Annotated in this window: 19 protein-coding genes; 7 read left to right on the plus strand and 12 right to left on the minus strand. The window is 62.4% G+C overall.

Features of this window, described 5'->3' with window-relative positions:
* Positions 1 to 181 precede the first annotated feature (181 nt).
* Together AACY45_RS12090 and AACY45_RS12095 are read left to right on the plus strand one after the other, a co-directional pair.
* Complete coding sequence (locus AACY45_RS12090; protein ID WP_339545684.1) at positions 182 to 985, plus strand: SirB1 family protein; 804 nt, start codon at positions 182 to 184, stop codon at positions 983 to 985.
* Between the two features lie 57 nt (positions 986 to 1,042).
* Positions 1,043 to 1,873, plus strand: coding sequence for a class I SAM-dependent methyltransferase (locus AACY45_RS12095; RefSeq protein WP_339545685.1), 831 nt, complete (start codon positions 1,043 to 1,045; stop codon positions 1,871 to 1,873).
* Between the two features lie 16 nt (positions 1,874 to 1,889).
* On the opposite strand, the gene maiA is transcribed toward AACY45_RS12095, so the two are convergent.
* The 3 genes from maiA to hmgA are packed head-to-tail and all read right to left on the minus strand — an operon-like array spanning position 1,890 to position 5,150.
* Positions 1,890 to 2,525 carry a maleylacetoacetate isomerase gene (gene maiA, locus AACY45_RS12100; protein WP_339545686.1) on the minus strand — a complete coding sequence of 212 codons (636 nt, stop codon included), beginning with the start codon at positions 2,523 to 2,525 and terminating at the stop codon, positions 1,890 to 1,892.
* Between the two features lie 12 nt (positions 2,526 to 2,537).
* Positions 2,538 to 3,842 (minus strand): fumarylacetoacetase, encoded by a 1,305-nt coding sequence (gene fahA / locus AACY45_RS12105; RefSeq protein WP_339545687.1) that lies wholly within the window; start codon positions 3,840 to 3,842, stop codon positions 2,538 to 2,540.
* Positions 3,843 to 3,845: 3 nt separating this feature from the next.
* Entirely contained in the window at positions 3,846 to 5,150 is a 1,305-nt protein-coding gene (gene hmgA, locus AACY45_RS12110; RefSeq protein WP_320333676.1) for a homogentisate 1,2-dioxygenase, read from the minus strand.
* A 162-nt stretch (positions 5,151 to 5,312) separates the two neighbouring features.
* Between hmgA and AACY45_RS12115 the strand changes: the two genes are divergently transcribed.
* The gene (locus AACY45_RS12115; RefSeq protein WP_339545688.1) at positions 5,313 to 6,119 is read left to right on the plus strand and encodes an IclR family transcriptional regulator; all 807 of its coding nucleotides are present in this window, start codon (positions 5,313 to 5,315) and stop codon (positions 6,117 to 6,119) included.
* A 2-nt stretch (positions 6,120 to 6,121) separates the two neighbouring features.
* Here the strand turns inward: AACY45_RS12115 and AACY45_RS12120 are convergent, their stop codons facing one another.
* The 3 genes from AACY45_RS12120 to AACY45_RS12130 all read right to left on the minus strand — a co-directional run bounded on the left by AACY45_RS12120 (position 6,122) and on the right by AACY45_RS12130 (position 12,064).
* Positions 6,122 to 8,677, minus strand: coding sequence for a LuxR C-terminal-related transcriptional regulator (locus AACY45_RS12120; protein ID WP_339545689.1), 2,556 nt, complete (start codon positions 8,675 to 8,677; stop codon positions 6,122 to 6,124).
* A 203-nt stretch (positions 8,678 to 8,880) separates the two neighbouring features.
* Complete coding sequence (locus AACY45_RS12125; protein ID WP_339545690.1) at positions 8,881 to 10,248, minus strand: DUF1329 domain-containing protein; 1,368 nt, start codon at positions 10,246 to 10,248, stop codon at positions 8,881 to 8,883.
* Positions 10,249 to 10,270: 22 nt separating this feature from the next.
* Positions 10,271 to 12,064, minus strand: coding sequence for a DUF1302 domain-containing protein (locus AACY45_RS12130; RefSeq protein WP_339545691.1), 1,794 nt, complete (start codon positions 12,062 to 12,064; stop codon positions 10,271 to 10,273).
* 588 nt (positions 12,065 to 12,652) lie between these two features.
* Here AACY45_RS12130 and AACY45_RS12135 point away from each other — a divergent pair.
* On the plus strand, positions 12,653 to 13,414 hold the full coding sequence (locus tag AACY45_RS12135; RefSeq protein WP_339545692.1) for an N-acetylmuramoyl-L-alanine amidase: 762 nt from the start codon (positions 12,653 to 12,655) through the stop codon (positions 13,412 to 13,414).
* Positions 13,415 to 13,469: 55 nt separating this feature from the next.
* Here AACY45_RS12135 and AACY45_RS12140 read toward each other — a convergent pair whose 3' ends face one another.
* From AACY45_RS12140 to AACY45_RS12160, 5 genes are all read right to left on the minus strand, one after another.
* Entirely contained in the window at positions 13,470 to 14,381 is a 912-nt protein-coding gene (locus tag AACY45_RS12140) for an SDR family oxidoreductase (RefSeq protein ID WP_339545693.1), read from the minus strand.
* A gap of 162 nt (positions 14,382 to 14,543) precedes the next feature.
* The gene (locus AACY45_RS12145; RefSeq protein WP_339545694.1) at positions 14,544 to 15,446 is read right to left on the minus strand and encodes an alpha/beta fold hydrolase; all 903 of its coding nucleotides are present in this window, start codon (positions 15,444 to 15,446) and stop codon (positions 14,544 to 14,546) included.
* Positions 15,446 to 16,228, minus strand: coding sequence for a class II aldolase/adducin family protein (locus AACY45_RS12150; protein ID WP_339545695.1), 783 nt, complete (start codon positions 16,226 to 16,228; stop codon positions 15,446 to 15,448). Before AACY45_RS12150 ends, AACY45_RS12145 begins: the two co-directional genes overlap by 1 nt.
* Positions 16,229 to 16,369: 141 nt before the next feature.
* Positions 16,370 to 17,056 (minus strand): LrgB family protein, encoded by a 687-nt coding sequence (locus AACY45_RS12155; protein WP_339545696.1) that lies wholly within the window; start codon positions 17,054 to 17,056, stop codon positions 16,370 to 16,372.
* Positions 17,046 to 17,432, minus strand: coding sequence for a CidA/LrgA family protein (locus AACY45_RS12160; RefSeq protein WP_339545697.1), 387 nt, complete (start codon positions 17,430 to 17,432; stop codon positions 17,046 to 17,048). The genes AACY45_RS12155 and AACY45_RS12160 overlap by 11 nt, the downstream gene beginning before the upstream one ends.
* A gap of 95 nt (positions 17,433 to 17,527) precedes the next feature.
* Between AACY45_RS12160 and AACY45_RS12165 the strand changes: the two genes are divergently transcribed.
* Entirely contained in the window at positions 17,528 to 18,424 is an 897-nt protein-coding gene (locus AACY45_RS12165) for a LysR family transcriptional regulator (protein WP_339545698.1), read from the plus strand.
* Here the strand turns inward: AACY45_RS12165 and AACY45_RS12170 are convergent.
* Complete coding sequence (locus AACY45_RS12170; RefSeq protein WP_339545699.1) at positions 18,405 to 18,860, minus strand: flavodoxin; 456 nt, start codon at positions 18,858 to 18,860, stop codon at positions 18,405 to 18,407. The genes AACY45_RS12165 and AACY45_RS12170 overlap by 20 nt on opposite strands.
* A 154-nt stretch (positions 18,861 to 19,014) precedes the next feature.
* On the opposite strand from AACY45_RS12170, the gene AACY45_RS12175 reads away from it, so the two are divergent.
* Positions 19,015 to 19,488, plus strand: a complete 474-nt coding sequence (locus AACY45_RS12175) for a PAS domain-containing protein (protein WP_339545700.1) — start codon at positions 19,015 to 19,017, stop codon at positions 19,486 to 19,488.
* A gap of 54 nt (positions 19,489 to 19,542) precedes the next feature.
* Positions 19,543 to 20,148 (plus strand): hypothetical protein, encoded by a 606-nt coding sequence (locus tag AACY45_RS12180; RefSeq protein ID WP_339545701.1) that lies wholly within the window; start codon positions 19,543 to 19,545, stop codon positions 20,146 to 20,148.
* Positions 20,149 to 20,150: the final 2 nt, after the last annotated feature.

The following is a 20,150-nucleotide window of genomic DNA, read 5'->3' on the forward strand; positions in this document are numbered from 1 at the left end:
TAGGGCTCCCGAATCATTTCAGTAGTCGCCAGTATAGGCGCGCGGGCAAAAATTGCTGGAGCGCACCGGAATAAGCAAAGCCCCGCGCCAAGGCTTTGCGGCATAACTTGCACGCCCTCGCGCGCGGCACTGGACGAATGCTTGCGACGGGGCTAAAACGGGGCATTCGCCGGAGATTTTAATGAACCCGCGCCACGCTTTTTTCGCCTGCCTGCAACGCTCGCCACCGGCGCTCTTTGAAGCGGCGCTGTGGATCGCGGCCGAGCATGATGCCGAGGTTCAACCGCAGGTATTGCTGGAGCAGTTCAAGGACCTGGTACAGCGGGTCAGCAGTGGCCTGCCGATGTTACCGGTCAGCGAACTGGGGCAGCCGCTGCTGCGCCTGCTCAACGACCTGGGCTACCAGCAGGACGAAGCCACCCCGTTGCGGCCCCAGGCGGCCTTGCTCAACAAGGTCCTGGAACGGCGCCGCGGACAGCCACTGGCGCTGGGCCTGATTACCCTGGAACTGGCACGCCGCCTGGAGATCCCCATGGTCGGGGTCAACTTTCCCGGACACTTCCTGCTGCGGGTGCCCGGTGCCGATCATCTGCTCGACCCCTGCGGCGGTCGACGCTTGTACCCCAACGATTGCCGGGAGCTGCTGCAGCGCCAGTACGGCCCGAACATGCCCCTCAACGCCGAGCACCTGCTGACCAGCGAGCCGCTGCAGATGCTCCAGCGCCTGTCACGCAACCTGCGCCAACTGCACCTGGCCAACGACGACTGCATCGGCGCGCTGATCGATGCCGAGCGGGTGCTGGAGCTGGGCAACGCCAACGCCAGCGACTACCTGGCCCGTGCCAGCCTCTACCAACGCCTGGACTGCCCCAACGCCGAGCGTTTCGACCTGGAACACGCCCTGCTGCTCAGCGACGACCCGATCCAGCGCCTGCGCCTGACCGAACGGCTGGGGCATCTGCCCCCCAACTCGATTGTGCATTGAGGCGATGGATGCTCCACTGGTGCCCTGGATTTTTGCGCCACCACGGATGAGGCTGTCATGCACGTTCCTTCCCCCGCTGAACGTTTCCTTGAAGATTTCCACCAGCGCCGGCCTGGCACCACCAGTACAGCGTTTGCCCACTTGCGCAGCGAGCAGCATGAGTCGTCCTACGCCGCGCTGGCAGCCACCCTGCCGGACTCGTCCGCCAGCCTGAGCGTCCTGGACCTGGCGTGCGGCAACGGGTATCTGCTTGCACTGCTCGAGCAACTTTATCCACAACGACTGCAGTTGGTCGGCGTCGACATCAGCCAGGCTGAATTGGACGAGGCCCGCACGCGGTTGCCAGGCAGTGCATGCCTGCTCAAGGAGCGGGCCCAGGCGCTGTCGATCGGCACTGCCAGTGTCGACGTGGTGGTGTCTCATCTGGCACTGATGTTGATGGACGACATCGAGCTAGTCCTCAGCGAGATACGCCGGGTGCTGCGCAAGGACGGCAAGGTTGCCATTGTCGTTGGCCGGGGTTTTCTGTTGGGCGCGGTGGGCGACGCGTATCTGCAGGTGTTTCGCCAGGTGGCGCAACAGGACGCCTTGGCGCATCTGCCGATGGGTGATCCGCGCATGCGCACCGAGGAGGGTTGGCGAGGGTTGTTCAGCAGCGACTTCGACCAGGTGACGGTGCAAAACATCGATGTGTCCTGGCAGCCCGACTTCGCCGAGCTCTGGCAATCACTCAGCGCCACCTACGACGTCGACCGGCTGACACCCGCCGCCCGTGGGCAATTGCAGGAGCGCTTCAAATCCGCAATCGACCACCTGCCACACGCCGACGGTACCTTCGTCACCGGCTGGGGATTGCGCCTGATCCAGGCACACCCCCGCCCGTGCTGAAGGCCTCGAACCGCGGTTACGGAGTATCCGGCTGATTGGCCGGGTGGGCCTGGATGAACGCCGGGTGTTGCGCTGCCAGCGCGGCGACCCGACGAATCCGAGGATAGGCTTCAAGGCTTAAGTTGAAACGCTCGGCCGCATACAGCTGCGGGATCAGGTACACATCCGCCACCCCCGGCGCACTGCCAAAGCAGTACCCCGCGTCGCCGATCAACTGCTCGACGGCCGCCAGCCCCTGGCTGATCCAGTGGCCGATCCACTCCACCACCTGCGGCTCGTCGTGCCCCAACTGACGCAGCTTGTTGAGCACGCTGACGTTGTGCAGGGGATGGATGTCGCAGCCGATCAACGCCGCCACCGCACGCTCGTGCGCACGCTGGGCGAGGTCGCCGGACAGCAGCGGCACCTGTGGATAAGCTTCTTCCAGGTACTCGATGATCGCCGGTGACTGGATCAGCAACTCGCCTTGATCGGTGCGCAAGGCCGGCACCCGGCCTTGCGGGTTGACCTGCAAGTAGGCCGGCTGGCGGTGCTCCCCCCCTTGCGGGGCGATCAGGTTGACCGCCAGCGCCTGGTAATCCAGGCCCTTGAGTGCCAGGGCAATGCGCACTCGAAAGGACGAGGTCGAGCGGTAATAGGTAAAGAGCTCCATGGGCCGCCCCTCTCAGCGCGCTGGCAGGATCTTGCCCCGGCATTCGCCGAAGCCGATGGAGGCAAAACCGTCACGGCTGCAACGCGCACGCAGGATGATTTCGTCACCGTCCTCGAGGAACTTGCGCACTTCGCCGGACGCCAGCTCGATCGGCTTTTTGCCGCCCTCGGTGATTTCCAGCAGGCTGCCGAACTGACCGCTCTCAGGCCCCGACAGGGTGCCCGAACCGAACAGGTCGCCGGCCTGCAACTGGCAGCCGTTGACACTGTGGTGCGCGACCATCTGCGCCACGGTCCAGTACATGTGCTGGGTGTTGCTCAGGGTCAGGCGGTGCGCCGGCAGATTCTGCTCGCGCATGGCTTCGGTCAGCAGCAGCACTTCCAGTTCGATATCAAAGGCACCGGCGGCCTGGTCACGGTTGTCGAGCAGGTACGGCAGCGGTTGCGGATCGCCCTGCGGACGCGTCGGCTGGGCACGGCGGAAAGGCTCCAGGGCCTCGGCGGTGACCACCCAGGGCGAGATGCTGGTGATGAAGCTTTTCGACAGGAATGGCCCCAGTGGCTGGTACTCCCAGGCCTGGATATCGCGTGCCGACCAGTCGTTGAGCAGGCAGAAACCGGCGATGTGCTCGGCGGCGTCGCCGATGGCAATCGAGTCGCCCATGGCATTGCCCTGGCCGATCCAGATCCCCAGTTCCAGCTCGTAGTCCAGGCGCGCGCACGGGCCGAACGTCGGCTCGCTCTGCCCGGCTGGCAGGGTCTGGCCTTTGGGGCGTCGCACGTCGGTGCCGGACGGACGAATGGTCGACGCGCGGCCGTGGTAGCCAATCGGCACGTACTTGTAGTTCGGCAGCAGCGGGTTATCGGGACGGAACAGTTTGCCGACATTCTGCGCGTGCTCGATGCCCACGTAGAAGTCGGTGTAGTCGTTGATTCGGGCCGGCAGGTGCATCTGGCAGTCGGCGGCCGGATGCAGCAGTTTGGCGCCCTGGGCTTCAATCTTGCCGCGCAGGGTGCTGCCCTCGGCCAACAGTTCCAGCAAGCGCTCGCGCAGGGCAACGCGGGGGCCGCGACCCAGTTCGAAGAAGGCGTTCAACTGGCCGCCACGGGTGGCTTGCACCGCTGTGCGGGCCGCGCCGTCAAACAGGCCGGCGTCGAGCGCCGCCTCGAGGTCGAAAATCTGCTCGCCGATCGCCACACCGCTGCGCGGCGCCGAACCCTGGGTGCTGAACACGCCCAGGGGCAGGTTCTGCAGCGGGAAATCCGCGTGGCCGTTGGCACAGGCAACCCAGCTACGAGTGGGGGTGGTCTGGGTCATGGGTTATCTCCGGTTCGGGTTGAAAGTGGCGGGCAGCGAGGCCCAGCAAGCATCGTAAGTGTTTTGCAGTTGCGGGCAATCCAGGGCGAAGCGGCTTGGGCGCAGCACCTGGCTGGTCTCGAACATGAAGGCCATGGTGTTGTCGATCTTGCTCGGCGCCAACTCGGCGTTGATCGCCTTGGTGCAGGTTTCGCCGTCCGGGCCGTGGGCGCTCATGCAACTGTGCAAGGACGCACCGCCCGGCAGGAAGCCTTCGGCCTTGGCGTCGTATTCGCCCTGGATCAGGCCCATGAACTCGTTCATCAGGTTGCGGTGGAACCACGGTGGACGGAAGGTGTTCTCGGCCACCATCCAGCGCGGCGGGAAAATCACGAAGTCGAGGTTGGCCAGGCCATGGACGCTGGTCGGCGAGGTCAATACGGTGAAGATCGACGGGTCCGGGTGATCGAAGCTCACCGTACCGATGGTGTTGAAACGCCGCAGGTCGTATTTGTACGGCACGTTATTGCCGTGCCAGGCCACCACGTTCAGCGGCGAATGGTCGAGCTCGCAGGCCCACAATTCGCCGAGGAATTTCTGCACCAGGGTGGTCGGTTGCTGGAGGTCTTCGTAGTGCGCGACCGGGGTCAGGAAGTCCCGTGGATTGGCCAGGCCATTGCTGCCAATCGGCCCCAGGTCCGGCAAGCGCAGAGGCGCGCCATGGTTTTCCGCCAGGTAGCCACGGGCTTGCGGATCGAGCAATTCGATGCGGAATTTCAGGCCGCGCGGCAGCACGGCGATTTCCAGCGGCGCCAGCTCCAGCACACCCAGCTCGGTGGCGATGCGCAAACGCCCCGCCTGCGGCACCAGCAACCACTCGCCATCGGCGTTGAAGAACACCCGCTCCATCGAGCGATTGGCGCCGTAGTGATAGATGCTGATGCCGGCCGGTTTCTCCGAACCCGAGTTGGCCGCCATGCTCACCAGGCCGTCGATGAAGTCGGTCGGTTCGGTTGGAATGGCCAAGGGGTTCCAGCGCAGGCGGTTGGGCGTGACCTCGCCCAGCGGGCCACCCGCCAACTGCCGCTCCAGCTTGACGAAGGCCGGGTGATTGGCCGAGGGCTGGATACGGTACATCCAGGTCCGCCGCGCTTCGCTGCGCACCATGGTGAACGCGGTGCCAGAGAACAGTTCGGTGTAGAGGCCGTAAGGGGCTTTTTGTGGCGAGTTCTGACCGACGGGCAAGGCACCGGGCAGGGCCTCACTGCTGAATTCGTTGCCGAAGCCTGACTGGTAAGCCAGCGCTGGCGCCGTTGAATCGAGGTTCATGGAGCCTCCTGAACAGGGAGTGGGCCGTGGCCATGGCTCCGCTTCAGAGTTTTGGCACGTCCTGGTTATTTTTATCGTAATTCGATTACGCATAACGTAATTTGATTGGTATTGACCGTCAAGCTATAAAGACGCCCATTCATCTCCAGATACGACTCAACCATGGAAAAGCCGCGCGCCACGAGCGACAGCAACGGTAAACAGAAAGTCCGCTCGGCCGAGGTGGGCACCGACATCCTCAAGGCCCTCGCCGAGTTGTCGCCCTCGACCTCGCTGTCGCGCCTGGCCGAACATGTGCAGATGCCGGCGAGCAAGGTGCACCGTTACCTGCAGGCGCTGATTGCCAGCGGTTTTGCCGAGCAGAACGCCGCCACCAATCACTACGGTCTGGGACGCGAAGCCCTGCGCGTCGGCCTGGCGGCCCTGAACAGTATGGACGTGCTGAAAGTCGCCGCCCTGCCCCTGTCGGAGCTGCGCGACGAACTGAACGAGACCTGCTTCCTCGCGGTCTGGGGCAACCAGGGCGCAACGGTGGTGCATATCGAGCCGGCGGTACGGGCCGTCACGGTGGTGACCCAGCTCGGCTCGGTCCTGCCGCTGCTCAGCTCATCCACAGGCCTGGTGTTCAGCGCCTACCTGCCCCATCGGGAAACCGCTGACTTGCGCGAGCAGGAAGTGGCCGCGGCACCGCCCCATCCACTGGCCAGTGAACAGGCCTACGCAGGTTTGTGCCAACAGATCCGCGAACGCGGCCTGCACCATGTGCACGGTTTGCTGATGCCGGGGGTGGATGCGCTTTCGGCACCGGTGTTCAACGCCGTCGGGCAGATCGCCGCGGTGCTGACCATCGTCGGCCCGACCTCCTTGTTCCAGGCCGACGAAAACGGCCCGGCCGCCCAGCGTTTGCTGGCGGCGACCCGCGCCGTGAGCTGGCGCATGGGGCATGACGGCGGCACGCCCCTGGCCTGAGCTCAGGCAAAAAGCCCCAGCGCCTTGGCTTTCGCCACGGCCTGGGTGCGCCGCTCGACCCCCAGCTTGCCGTTGATCCGCCGGGTGTGGGTCTTGACCGTGTGCAGGGAAATGAACAACTGCTCGGCAATTTGCAGGTTGGAGTTGCCTTGAGCGATCAGGCTCAGCACTTCGATTTCGCGCTGACTCAGGGGATTGTCGCGAACGCACGCCAGCGCCGGCGCAAGCGTTGTAGCCTGGGGCTGGGGCGCAACAAACAATGACGGCAGGCTGCGTTGCAACTCTGCCAGCGCCTGGTGCAGGTTGCACCGCTCGACCAGCGCCAGGGCAGCTTCAAGCGCCACCCTGGCTTCGACGGGCTGGCCCAACAGCCACGCCACTTGCGCCACACTCAGTTGCAGCACTGTTTCCAGCCCCAGCATGCCGCACTGGCGCGCCTGCAGCAGTTGGGCATTGAGCTGCTCCAACGGCCGCGAGGCCTGGTGCAAATAAACCTGGGCGACCACCCGCAGGTAATCCAGGCGCGGAATCAGTTCCAGGGTCGCCGGCGGGGCCTGTCGCGCCTGCGGCCCGTGGTAATGACGCAGCACCCGGGTCAGGGCTTCGTGAGCCAGTTGCGGGCGCCCCTGCTGCAACCAGAAGTGACTGCTGACGTGCAGCAATGCCCCACGATAGACCGTCTCGGGAATGTGCCGACGCTGCATCATGCGTTCGGCGTCGCGCAAATGGATGAACGCCTGGGCGAAATCCCCCTGATTGGCGGACACCTGCGCCAGTCCCAGGTACCCATACAGCACGCGCTTGTCGTGACTGCGCAAGCAGGCCTCAAGCCCGGATTCGAAAAACTCGCTGGCCCGAGCATCCTGCCCCTGACAGAACGCCAACCGACCGCGCCGCAGGGCAATCCGCCCCAGCAACGGGGTAGCGAACCTGGCGTGCTGGCACAGCAACTGGTGAATGCCGCTCAACAGGCTTTCCGCGCGATGAGGGGCACCCCGCTGCTCGAGCAACTGGGCGTGATCGAGTTCCAGCAAGCCCTCGAACAGTAACGCACCCTGGGCTCGCGCCAGGCACAGCGCCTCGCGATTGAGTGCCTGCGCGACATCCAGTTCGCCACGCAGCAAGGCCTGTTGGGTCAAGCCGGATAAACACAATAAGCGGGCGGGCCAGGCGCTGCTCGGAAGCTCTTCCAGGGCGTCGAGAAAATGCCCGCGCGCCGGCGCCATTCGCCCCTGCAGGTGCAGCAACCAGCCCTGCTGCGCCTGCCAACGCGCCACCAGTTCGCGCTGCTGGGCGGCGCTCGGTTGCGGCGCAAAACGGGCCATGTGTTCAATGCACAGACCGGCCTCTTCGAAGCGCCCGGCAAACAACAAGGCCGCGGTGATCAACCCGACCAGTTGCGCGCTGCACAGCAGCAGGTCGGCACCTTGCTGCTCATACAGACGCAGCAGCAACACCACGTTGTGCTGCTGGAACAAGTGCTCGAAGCCAAAGTGCTGCAACAGGCTGATGGCCATTTCATATTCATCGGCCAACAACGCCTGCTCGAACGCCGCCTGCCAGTCTTGCTCGGCGACGAACCACTGGCAGGCACGCCGATGCCATGAGCGACCGGCTTCCCAGGCCTCATCGCGCACCAGTTGCGCCACCGGTGCAAAGACCCGCAGCCAGTCCGGCGAGTCTTCCCAGGGTTCGATGAAACACCCCAGCTCCTGCAGGTTGCGCATCCAGCGCCCCCCCTCGCCCGCGCCGAACAGATGCTCGCACAACCCCAGGTTAAATCGCGGCAGATGGGCCAGCACTCGCCAGGCTTCGGCCAGCTCCGGCGCCAAGCCGCTGAACAGCTCATGCTGCAGGTAATCGAGCATGATCGCCGAGCGCCCCTCCTTGAGCTCGCTGGCACTGCGGCCGTTGCCATCTTGCAAGGCCACGCGCACGCTGGCGCACCAGCCTGCGCTGCGCTGGAAGATCCGCTCGCTGGCATTGGCACACAGTGGATGGGGGAGTTGGACGACCAGTTGCTGGATTTCGCCACGACTGAACGCCAGCTCAGGGCCGGCGCCCTCGTACAGATCGTCATTGAGTAACAAGCGCGGCCAGTTACAGTGCGGGCGCCTGCGCCCACCCAACCACCAGGTCAGGGCCGGACTGCTGAGGGTCAACAAGCGATCGAGCAAGGCATCGAGCTGCGGGGCGGGCACTCGACAGTAGTCATCCAGAAACAACCAGGTGGGTGTCTGCCAGCGAGCCAGGCAGGCCAGCAACTGCGCTTCGTTGTCTACCGCCAACCCGAGTGCCTGGGCCACGGCACGAGAAAACGCCTCAGGACTCGAGGCGACCCCATTCAACGCCAGCCAGTGCACCGCACAGGTAGCCGGGGCCTGCAGCAGGCACTCGGCGAACAAAGCACTCTTGCCACTGCCTGCCGGAGCGCAGAGCAACCTCACCCGGGCGGGCGAGGTCAGCAACGGCTGCGTCAGACGCTCGCGGCGTACGTGCAGGGAAGACAAGCGGGGCACAAATCCCGGGCGATCCAGACAGTGCGTCATGGCGGTCATTGCAGCGGGCCTTTTTATAATTGTGAGTCCACCCTAGCCCTCTCCCGCGGCCTTGTTGAGAAACATTCAGAAGGCTGATTGCCGGCCATAAAAAAAGCGACCCGGGGGTTAACGCCGATCAGTCAGGGCGACAGCTCGCACCGGGCGCGTAGCTCGCTTGAATGACTGGCATCAACCCGTGGGTCGCCGGCACCACAGTGGCCTTAACGCACCCCCTCGGCGCGCAATGCCGCCGGCGTGTAGTCCGCCGCCTTGGCGTCGAAGCCGAAGATGAAGCTGTGTTTCTCCTCGTTCTTCATGCCCAGGGCGATGTAGCGGCCGGCGATGATGTCGTACAGCGCTTCCAGGGTGTACGCCTGGGTCTGGTGATCGTAGTAGTACTGGGCATGACCTTCGGCCACGCGCCACAGTTGTCCACGCCCGTCGTAGTGGTCGACCAGCGCCACCTGCCAGCTGTCTTCATCGATGTACATGTGGCGCTTGGCGTAGATGTGCCGCTCGTTGGGCTTGACCGTGCCGACCACTTCCCAGACCCGGTGCAGTTCATAACGCGTCAGGTCCTGGTTGATGTGCCCAGCCTTGATCACGTCGTCGTATTTCAGGCTCGGCGAATCAAGCTTGTAGCTGTTGTAGGGGATGTACATTTCCTTCTTGCCGATCAGTTTCCAGTCATATCGATCCGGCGCGCCGGAGAACATGTCGAAGTTGTCCGAGGTCCGCAGGCCATCAGCGGCCGTGCCCGGCCCGTCATAGGCCACTTGCGGCGCGCGGCGCACGCGGCGCTGGCCGGCGTTGTAGATCCAGGCCAGGCGCGGTTCCTTGACCTGGTCGAGGGTTTCATGGACCAGCAGCACGTTGCCCGCCAGGCGCGCCGGCGCGGTCACCGACTGCTTGAAGAAGGTCAACACGTTGGCGGCTTTTTCCGGGTCCAGGTCCTTCATCAACTGCGGTACGGCGATTTCTTCTTCAAAGCGAATCGGCGTGTAGGCGCCGTTGGTCTGCGGTGTCACCTGGGTGATGATGCGCTTGAGGTTGCCCCCGTGGTAGCGGGTGATGTGGTTCCACAACACCTCGACCCCGTTGTTCGGAATCGGGAAGGCGTAGTAGCGATTGCCGGTGAAGTTGGCCAAGCCATTGCCATCGTTGATGCTGTTCACGTTCAGCGCGCTGCGCTTGGCCGATTCGTAGATTTCCGGCGGCACGGCCACGGTGCGGTGGGTCGGGTAGACCGGAATCCGGTAGGTCTCGGGGTAGCGTTTGAACATTGCCACCTGGCCCTCGGAAAGCTTGGCCTTGTACTTGTCGACGTTGGCGGCGGTGATGGTGAACAGTGGTTTTTCACTGGCGAACGGGTCGGCCAGGAAGCCCTTGCTGTCGACCGCACCGGCATTTTTGGGAAGCCCGCCGGTCCAGGCCGGGATCGAGCCGTCAGCGTTGCCCGCCTTCTCCGCGCCCAGCGGGGTCAAGGTCGTGCCGAGTTTGTTGGCTTCTTGCGGCGACACCGCCGCCATCACGTTGGCCGCCAGCAGGCTCAGGGCCAGGGCACCGCATTGCAGAATCATCTTGCGCATAAGGTCATCCTTTTCAGCCAGATCAGAAGTTCACGCCGAAGCTCAGGGCCAGGAAGTCGCGGTCTTCGAGGGTGTTGTAGTCGCCCCCGAAAAAGTCGGTGTAGCTCAGGCTCGCGGTGTAGGTGTTGCGATAGTCGGCATCGACTCCGACGCTGACCGCCTTGGCGCCCTCGTTGAACAATCCGTTGGGGCCATAACCGGCAACGTCGTGGGACCAGGACAGGTTGGGCTTGAGGTTGATCCCGCCGATCACGTTGGCGTAGTCGAGGATGGCCCGTGTGCGGTAACCCCAGGAGGTGGAGGTGACAAACCCGTCGGTATCGCCGCCAAACCCATACTGGCCGTAGACCGAGTCCCGGCCATATCGCAAGGTGCTGCGCGACTCCAGGCCGCCGACCCGCACCACCGCTGCTTCGCCGACGAGGGTCAGGCGCTGGGCGCCGAGCACCTGGTCAAAGAAGTGGGTCAGGGTGCTTTGCAACTGGGTCACTTCCTTGCGCCGATAGCCTTTGTTGTCGGCACCCGGGGTGGTGCTGATCGGCGACGCTGCGCCACCGGCAATCGGGTTGAGCAGGGCCAGGGTCAGGTCATTGGTGCTGACCTGGACCGGTGCGTTGGGCCGATAGCTGATCTCCCCGGTCCAGGCCGTACCGGTGGGCAAGGTGGTGGAGAAACTGGCGCCGTACAGGCGAATGTCTTCCGGGTAGTCGAGGTAGTACTGGCCGCGACCGAGCATCACGCTTTGCGCCAGGGCCGAACCGGTACCGGGGGCAATGGCGTTGGCGGTGCCGACGATGCCCGGCAGCGCCGACAGGGTCGAAAGGCCCGCCGTGACGGTGCCGACCGTGGGGGTGCGGCTGTGGTAGTTCATGAAGTACAGGCCGTACTCGGTGTCGTCGCCGAGCCAGCGCAACGCGGTGCCCCACTGCCCGGAATCACGGGCATCCCGGTCACCGCCCCGCGGCACCACCACCCCTTCGCGAGTCACGTCGAAGCCTTGGCCAAATGCTGCGGCGATCGGCTGCAGCGGAGCGATCGCCGGGCTGCCCACCGTGTAGTTGTTCACGCAGCCATCGGCCACCACATCGTTGCCAAAGAAGGTCCCACAGTTATCCACAACCGTCTGGTCCCACTCCAGTTGATAAAAACCTTCCACGGTCAATTGGTCGGTCAGGCCTTGGCTGGCAAACAACATGTTGACCGGAATCAGGCCTTCCTTGATCTCGGCACCCGGGCGCCGAAATGCCGAGACGTCGACGGGGTTGATGCTGTTGATCGAGTTGCCGATGAAGGTACTTTCCCCCCAACTGACCACTTGTTTGCCGGCGCGCACGGTGCCTGGCAGGTCGGCGATGGAGTAGTTGTGATAGACGAAGGCATCGAGGATCTGCCCACCGGAGGATTTGGCGCCTTCCTTGCGATTGGTGTCGCTGATGTCCTTGAACGGGCGGCTTTCGTCCTTGAGCTCGAAGTCGTACCAGTATTTGCCGCGGACAAACACCCCGGTATCGCCATACTTCAGTTCCAGGTCGTGGATGCCTTTGAAGATCTTGGAAAAGGTCTCGCCCTTGCTGAAGTTCAAGCGTCCATCGTCACCGGTCGAGGACTGCCCGGAGCCTCCGTTGACGGTACCCACCAACGCATCATCGGCATCGCGCATACCCCAGCTCGCACCAACCGACAGCGACGAATCGAACGTGCCTTCGATTTCACCCATGTTGAATTCAATTGCCTGCGCCTGGGCACAGCAGCCCAAGGCAACCGCGACGGCCAGCGTCTGCGGCGTGAAGATGGCGCGCATTGTTGTTTTTGTCATGCGTCTTCCCCGGTGAATGACTTGAAGGCCCCACCCTACTGCTGCCCGCCGGGGGCGATAAGCGCACCAAGGAGGTATTCGCGGTGTCGCTCCAAAGGATGAATGCCCGCAAGGGGCAAGGTTTTGCGCCGGGCATGGGCCGGCTGGATGAGGGGCTATCAATCAAACCGATGATCCGGGCGACTGTTGCCGATGGCGTAACAGTGCATGTCCCGAAACGCTATTTTTCCTTTGCCAAGAGGGACTTATTCTAATCGGGCTGCGACGGCAACAGGCCACCAAGCCCCGCCGGCCGAGTGTGAGTTGCCCACTTGAGCGGTATCTTTTCAGATGCTGCGAATGTCCATCATTCAGTTCATCACCCTGTGTTCACTGACGTTGATTGGTAGCTCCTTGATCTAACGTCTTCCTTTGGCCGCTGCGGTTGCAGCGGCCTTTTTTATGGGAAATTTTTTACCTGGCAGATAGCTGAAATCACCTACAAAACAACAAGAAAACCACTACAAAATCCCCCTACAGACACTGCTACCTTGCTGCGAATGGACGATTGAAGATCAACGCCGATTCACACAACAGGGTAGTTAAAACATGGTTCCGATTAACAACAATTATCGAGCAACGGCTTACAACAACCGCATCCGTTTCTTGATCCTGCATTACACCGCCGCCAACTTTGCCAGTTCGATTGGCGCACTGACCGGCCCCGGTGTCAGCGCCCATTACCTCATTCCTGACATCAGCGACCCTACCTATATCAAGGCCGGTTTCAGCGACCAGCAGATCTTCAGCCTGGTCGATGAAAACCATCGGGCCTGGCATGCGGGTGTCAGCCAGTGGGCTGACCGCAGTAACCTCAACGACACTTCCATCGGTATCGAGGTGGTCAACCAGGCCACCGACGACCAGGGCAAGTTCACCTTCCCGCCGTATCACCCCCAACAAATAGCCGCCATCGAGCAACTGGCAAAAGACATTCTCAAGCGCTACCCGGATATCACCCCGCGTCACGTCCTGGGCCACTCCGACATTTCCATCGGCCGCAAAAGCGACCCCGGCGCGGCATTCCCCTGGCATGCGTTGTATTTGAAAGGTGTGGGCGCCTGGTTCGATGAGCCACAGCGCGACGCCTTACTGCGCCAATACAAGGATTCGGGAGTTCCGAACCGCGCGACGTTGCTGGAACAGTTCAAGAAGTACGGTTACAACACTTCGCAAGCCACCAACGAGTCGGGATTCCAGCAACTGGTGCGAGCGTTTCAGTTGCACTTTCGTGCCGAGAAGTATGACGGCGTGATGGATGTGCAGACCGCAGCGAATCTGGCGGCACTGGTGCGTAAATACGTGCCTTGAGTAATCCTTTCAGTCCGAGCGCAAGCCGCCAGCCTTGCGCTCGATTCTTGCCCGCTTACAACGAATACTTCTGCAAATTGCCCATCATTTCCTTCAGCGCCTCAATGTTGTCTTTCGGGTGCGCCGCGCCTTCGAAGTCGCAGATCTGTTGCCAATGGGCCGCCACGTCTTCCGGGGAGAAACCCTGGCGTGGATCAAAGCCGGCGCCGAGGCTGCGCTCCCAGCGAACCTTGCCCATCCAGCCGCCGCCGACTTCAAACAGCCCCGAGGTTTCCTCGCAGTTTTCACTGGCCAGGTACACCACCAGCGGGCTGACCAGTTCCGGTTTCAGTTGCTCGAACACTTGTGGCGGGATCAGGCCTTCGGTCATGCGGGTGCCGCCGGTGGGGGCGATGGCGTTGACCAGGATGTTGTTCTTGCGCCCTTCGATGGCCAGGGTCCGGGTCAGGCCATAAAGGCCAAGTTTGGCCATCCCATAGTTGGACTGACCGAAGTTGCCGTAGATACCCGAGGTGGACGCAGTAAAGATCACCCGACCATAGTTTTGCTCGCGCATGTGCGGCCAGGCGGCGCGGGTGACCTTGTAGGCGCCTTCGACATGGACCCGGTAAACCAGGTCCCAATCGCTGTCGTCCATTTTGTGGAAGGTCTTGTCCCGCAGGATTCCGGCGTTGTTGACCACCACGTCGACCCGACCAAAGGCGTCGAGGGCGTGTTGGACGATTTTTTCACCGTCGGTCACCGAGTCATGGTTAGCCACGGCAGTGCCGCCGGCCTCACGAATCTCTGCCACCACGCGGTCGGCAGCTGAGGCGTTGGCGCCCTCGCCCTGCGCGGCCCCCCCCAGGTCATTGACCACCACCCGGGCACCCTGCCTGGCGAACAACAGTGCATGGGCCCGTCCCAGGCCGCCGCCCGCACCGGTGACGATCACGACTTTATCTTCGAAGCGCACAGACTCATTCATTACCCAACTCCAGCAGGCCAAGGACAGTGGAGCCGAGTGTCAGGCACAGGGCCTGGGCTCACAATCAACTGGGCTGGGGCTGAATGGTGCGCGATAAGGCAGGGGGATGATTGCGCGGCAGGCAGTCATCGGGCCACGAGGTCAGGTGGTTCGACGCTCACCTCAGGAGCAGGCGATTTTCAAGGCCGGGGAATCCTGCTGTTCCCGAAACGCCAGGTAGTGCTTGAGCACCTGCATCGGGGCTTCAATTTGTGGGTAATGGCCGATGCCGGGCAAGAGCACGGTGTCGGCATCCGGGATCAATTGCCGGTACCGTTCGACCATATGCAGGCCGGAAACCGGGTCGACATCACCATCGATCACACGCAACGGCACGGCGCCCGATTGCATGGCACTGAGCCAGCGATCGCGCTGCACACGGCGTTGGGGCACGTACTGGATCAGCTTGTGCATGATCCGCGTCCCCCGGTTGTTGTCGATCAGGCTCCAGAAATCGTCCAGCTCGCTTTCGCTGGGCCGGGTCTGCGGGCCAAAGATCTGCCGGAAGCTCTTGACCAGGGCATCGCGGGTGAAGGCGCGACCGATCATCCAGCCCAGGGGGCTGAGCAGCAGCTTCTGCATCAGTACCGGGCGGTGCGTCTCGGGAAACAGCCCGCCATTGAGGAACACACAGCTGGCGATGTTGCTGCGTGCCTCAAGGTGCCGGGCCAGCAACTCCTGGGCGACGCTGTCGCCATAGTCATGGGCCAGCAGGTGCACCGGCTGATCGATGCCCAAGTGTGCCAGCAACGCCTGTTGCAAGTCGGCCTGTTCCAGCAGGCAGTACTCATGGCCCACGGGTTTGGCCGAATCGCCGAAGCCCAGCATGTCGCAGGCGATCACCCGATAACGCTGGGCCAGGGGCTGCCACAGGTAGTGCCAATCCCAACTGGCGGTAGGAAAACCGTGGATAAGCAGTAAGGGCTCACCCTGCCCGGCCACCCAATAACGAATGGTCTGGCCCCGGAATACAAAGCTCTGGCTGCGTTTGCGCCAGACACACAGTGGAATCTCGGCGAGTGGCATTAGAGTTTATAACCCGGGTCTTGTTTATCGAGTTTGCGTAACAGCGCCGGCCAGGCCAGTGCGCCTCCCATTCCTTGAGCACTTTTGGTCACGCCGGCAATCATCGCCTTGGCCCCCGCGAGGATCTGCGGCGCGATGGTGATCAGTTCGGCACCACCGTTCTGTGCCAGCACCTGGATGTCGCAGGCCCGCTGGAAGGTAAACATCATCAAGAACGTATCGGCGATGGTGCTGCCACACGTCAGCAGCCCATGGTTGTGCAGCATCAGGAAATGCTTGTCACCGAGGTCGGCCTGCAGTCGCGCCTTTTCCTCGTGATTGAGCGCCACCCCTTCGTAGGCGTGATAACCCAGGCTGGAAAGGACAAACAAGGATTGCTGGCTGATCGGCAGCACCCCTTGTTTTTGCGCCGACACCGCCACGCCTGCTGCGGTATGGGTATGCAGGACACAGACTACGTCATGACGCACTTCGTGTACGGCGCTGTGGATGGTGTAGCCGGCGGGGTTGATCTCGTAGGGGCTGTCCATCAGCTTGTTGCCGGCCTGGTCGACCTTGACCAGGCTCGAGGCGGTGATTTCGTGAAACATCATGCCGAACGGATTGATCAGGAAATCTTCGGTGCCGGGGACCTTGGCCGAGATATGCGTGAAGATCAGATCATCCCAGCCATGGGCGGCCACCAGGCGATAGCAGGCCGCCAGGTCCACTCGGGCTTGCCACTCGGTGGCGCTGACCTGGTCTTTCACGCTCTGGCTTGACTGGACGGGGGCTACGCTCACGGCAAGGACCTCGGTTTTTTATTATTTTGTGGGTGTCAAAGCAGTCTAGTCAGCTGTCGGGATTCGGGTAGTTGCATTGGCAGCCAGCTTACTGACCCATCGAGTCAGTTGGCTTTGCAGCGTGCTCCACTGTGCAGTGGGTCACAGGATGTGCGTCAGCAACGGCGCCGCGAACAGGTTCAACAGCCCCGTCAGGACCATCACCAATCCGGCCACCGAGCCTTCTTCACCCCCCACTTCGTGGGCTCGACTGACACCCGCGCCATGGGCCCCGACCCCGAACAACGCGCCGCGGGCCAAGGCGCTGCGCAGGGGTAACCACTTGAGCAGGATCCCGCCGAGCACGGCACCAAGCACCCCGGTGAACATGACGAACACTGCCGTCAGCTCCGGCACGCCTCCCAGGTCGTGGGCCAGCGGCATGGCGAATGGCGTGGTGATCGAGCGCGGCAGCAGCGACAGGGTCACCGAACTGTCCAGCGCCAGGGCCCGGGCCAGGCCCAACGAACTGCCGATGGACGCGGCGCTACCGGCCAACATCCCCACCAGCAACGCCGACCAATGCCGCGCCAGCAACTGGCGCTGCTGCCAGATCGGCACCGCGAACGCGACGGTGACCGGCCCCAGCCACGCCATCAGCCAATGGGTGTTTTGTGCATACTCGCTGTAGGCCGTGTGCAGCGGCACCGCCACCAGCAGCAAGAGCACGGGCACCAGGATCAACGGTGACACCAGGTAGCGCCCGCTGCGTCGGTACAGCCAGCGACTCAATACATAAGCGGCCAGAGTAAAGACCAGCCAGAACAGTGGCATCCACTCACTTCTCATGAGCCAGCCTCCAGCGGCAGACCCATTCGACCGTGAATGCCGTCACCAGCATGACCAGCAAGGTGCTGACCGCGATCACCACGAGGATCCGCCAACCTTCATCGCGCAGCAGGCCGCCGTAGTCCAGCAGGCTCATCAAGGCCGGAATGAAGAACAGCAGCATCTCGGCCATCAGCAGTCCTGCGCCCCTCTGCAGCGCCGCCGGCTTGACCCAACCCAGGGCAAACACCAGCAGCAACAGCGCCAGGCCCATCACCCCGCCCGGAATCGGCCAGGCCAGCCAGACGGCCAACTGGCATCCGAGCAGGTAGATAGCCGACAACACCGCGAGTTCAGCGAGCAGGCGGGCGAGCTTTTTAACGGTTGCAACGTTCATCGGTTGGCTCCTCACAGAGGGCCATTCTAGAGAGCAGGCTGTCATCGCCGAAGCGAATTGTTAGACTCAACACTATTCCAAAACGGAATCAGATGATGGAATTCAAGCAACTGCGCAGTTTCGTCGAGGTGATTCATCAGGGTGGCTTCACCCAGGCCGCCAAGACCTTGCATATCAGCCAATCGGCGGTCAGCAAACAGGTGGCCCAGCTGGAGCACAGCCTGGGCACGCGGCTGCTGGAGCGACTGGGTTCCCAGGTACGCCTGACGGCGGCCGGCACGGTGGTGCTGCAACGCGCCGAGGGCATGTTGCGCTTGCGCAATGAACTGCTCAGCGAACTCGACGACCTGAGTGACCTGCACCGTGGCGAATTACGCCTGGGTCTGCCGCTGCTGGGCAGCGATGCGCTGTTCGCCGGTTTGTTCGCCGAGTACCGGCGGCGGTATCCAAACATCAGTGTGCAATTGCTGGAAGGTGGCAGCCTGAACATCGAGCAGGCCGTGCTCAGCGGAGAACTGGAACTGGGCGGCAGCTTGCTGCCCCAGGACCCGCAGTTCGCCTGGCAGCCGTTCTGTGATGAACCCCTGGATGCGTTGCTGGCGGCGGACCATCCATTGGCCGGCAAGACCAGCCTGCGCCTGGAAGAGTTAGCGGACACCCCGTTCCTGCTGTATCAACGCAGCTTTGTGCTCAATGAACGCCTGCTGCAAGCGTGCCAGCAAGTGGGCTTTACCCCCAGGGAGGGTGGGCGTAGCGGGCAGGCGGATTTTCTCGTGGCCCTGGTGGCCGCGGGACAAGGCGTGGTGCTGTTACCGCGGGTGGTCGCCCGCGGGCTGGTCCGACCGGGTGTGGTGCGCCTGAGGTTGCAGGCGCCCCGTGAACTGCGCTGGGACATTGCGTTTATCTGGCGTCAGGGCGCCTATCTGTCGAAAGCCGCCCAGGCCTGGCTCGCGTTGTTGCGCGAGTTTCCGGTCAGCCGCGCAGAGCCGTGATCAACTGCGCCAGCCAGGGCTCAGCATCAGTTTCCGGGGTTACGCTCTCACTGGCGTCCAGGCGCAACATCGGCAGGACTTCGTGTACGCCCAGTTCGTCGAACAACTCACGTAACTGTTCACCGCCACCGCAGAAGGTATCGCCGTAGCTGGCATCGCCCAGGCCGATCACCGCCCCGGGCAAACCACGCCAGGCGCCTGGCAACTGATCACGAATCGTCGAATAAAGCGGTTGCAGGTTGTCCGGCAATTCACCCATGCCAGTGGTCGAGGTCACGGCCAGAAAGGCCTCGGGAGCAAACGCTTGAATATCGGCGAGGGTGGCGCGTGGGTTATGCCAGGTCTGGAAACCCGCCGCGTCGAGAAGTTTCGATGCATGCCGGGCAACTTCTTCTGCCGTGCCGTACACCGAGCCGGAAATGATGGCGACTTTCATCAATCTGATCCTGCAACTGAGTCAAAGATCGAGATCTTAACAGCTGACGGAAAAAAACCGCGATTGACGCTCATTGACGCTGATGGCACGTGGACAGCCGGCAAGCGTGTCTTAGAATGCAACGCATTACACAACACAGAAGGGACTCGCCTCGATGATCAATGCGCAATTGCTGCAACTGGTGATCAACGCTTCAAATGACGGCATCGTGATTGCAGAAAAGGAAGGCGAAGACACCATTCTGATTTACGTGAACCCAGCCTTCGAAAAGCTCACCGGCTACTACGCTGACGAGATTCTCTATCAGGACTGTCGTTTTCTTCAGTCTGGCGATCGCGACCAAGCCGGCTTGGCACCGATCCGCGAAGCAATTCAAAACGGAGGATCTTGCCGTGAGATCCTGCGAAACTATCGCAAGGACGGCACTCCATTCTGGAATGAACTGTCACTTTCAACGGTCTACAACGAAACAGACAAGCAGACTTATTTTGTCGGCGTGCAAAAAGATGTCACCGTTCAGGTCAAGGCTTTGCAGCGCGTGGCGCAACTGGAGGCGCAATTGGCAGCCACTCAGGCTGAGTTGCAGGCAATGAAAACGACCAACGGTCCGAACCTGCAAGCGAATTAACGGTCACTAACTACAATCACCACTGACTTTGTAACTATATCTTTCGAGCCAGCCATGCAGCACGATGCCCTCCTCACCCAGGATGAGCTGGATTTTATCCAGACCATGCAACATAACCCGCAGCTCAACGTGCGTGATGCGACGTCGAGCCTGCTGGTTAATGGGGGCTCGCAAATCCGTGACCTGCTGACACGCCTGGCGGCCAACGAACAGGTGACCATCCAGGCCCAGTTCGAAAACCAGCAGATGACCTTCCCGCTGCACCTGGTGGAAGATGAGTTCCATGCGCTGCACCTGCGCCTGGGCGTACCAAGCATTTATGAAAGCGGGCCGAAGGTGCGCCCTTGGCGCCTGCCCCTGGAAGAACCGGTCGCCCTGGAAAACGCCAAAGGCCAGCCGGGCACCCTGTGGGTCCACGAAGTGTCGTTCAAGGGCATCCTGCTCGAGGTGCGCAACCGGACCAAACCACCGAAGAGTTTCGCGCTGTGGTTCAGCCCTTCAGGCTACGAGCGCATCGCTTTGCGCGGCACTTTCGAGCGGCAGACCGAGCTGGGTTATTACGCCTACCAGCTCAACCAAAGCAACACGGTCGAAACCGAGCGCCTGCGCCAGTACATCCTTCAGCAACATCGCCTGACCCACCCCGCCATGCACGTCTGAAT

The organism is Pseudomonas sp. RA_35y_Pfl2_P32 (genome assembly GCF_963970735.1).
Taxonomy (GTDB): Bacteria; Pseudomonadota; Gammaproteobacteria; order Pseudomonadales; family Pseudomonadaceae; genus Aquipseudomonas.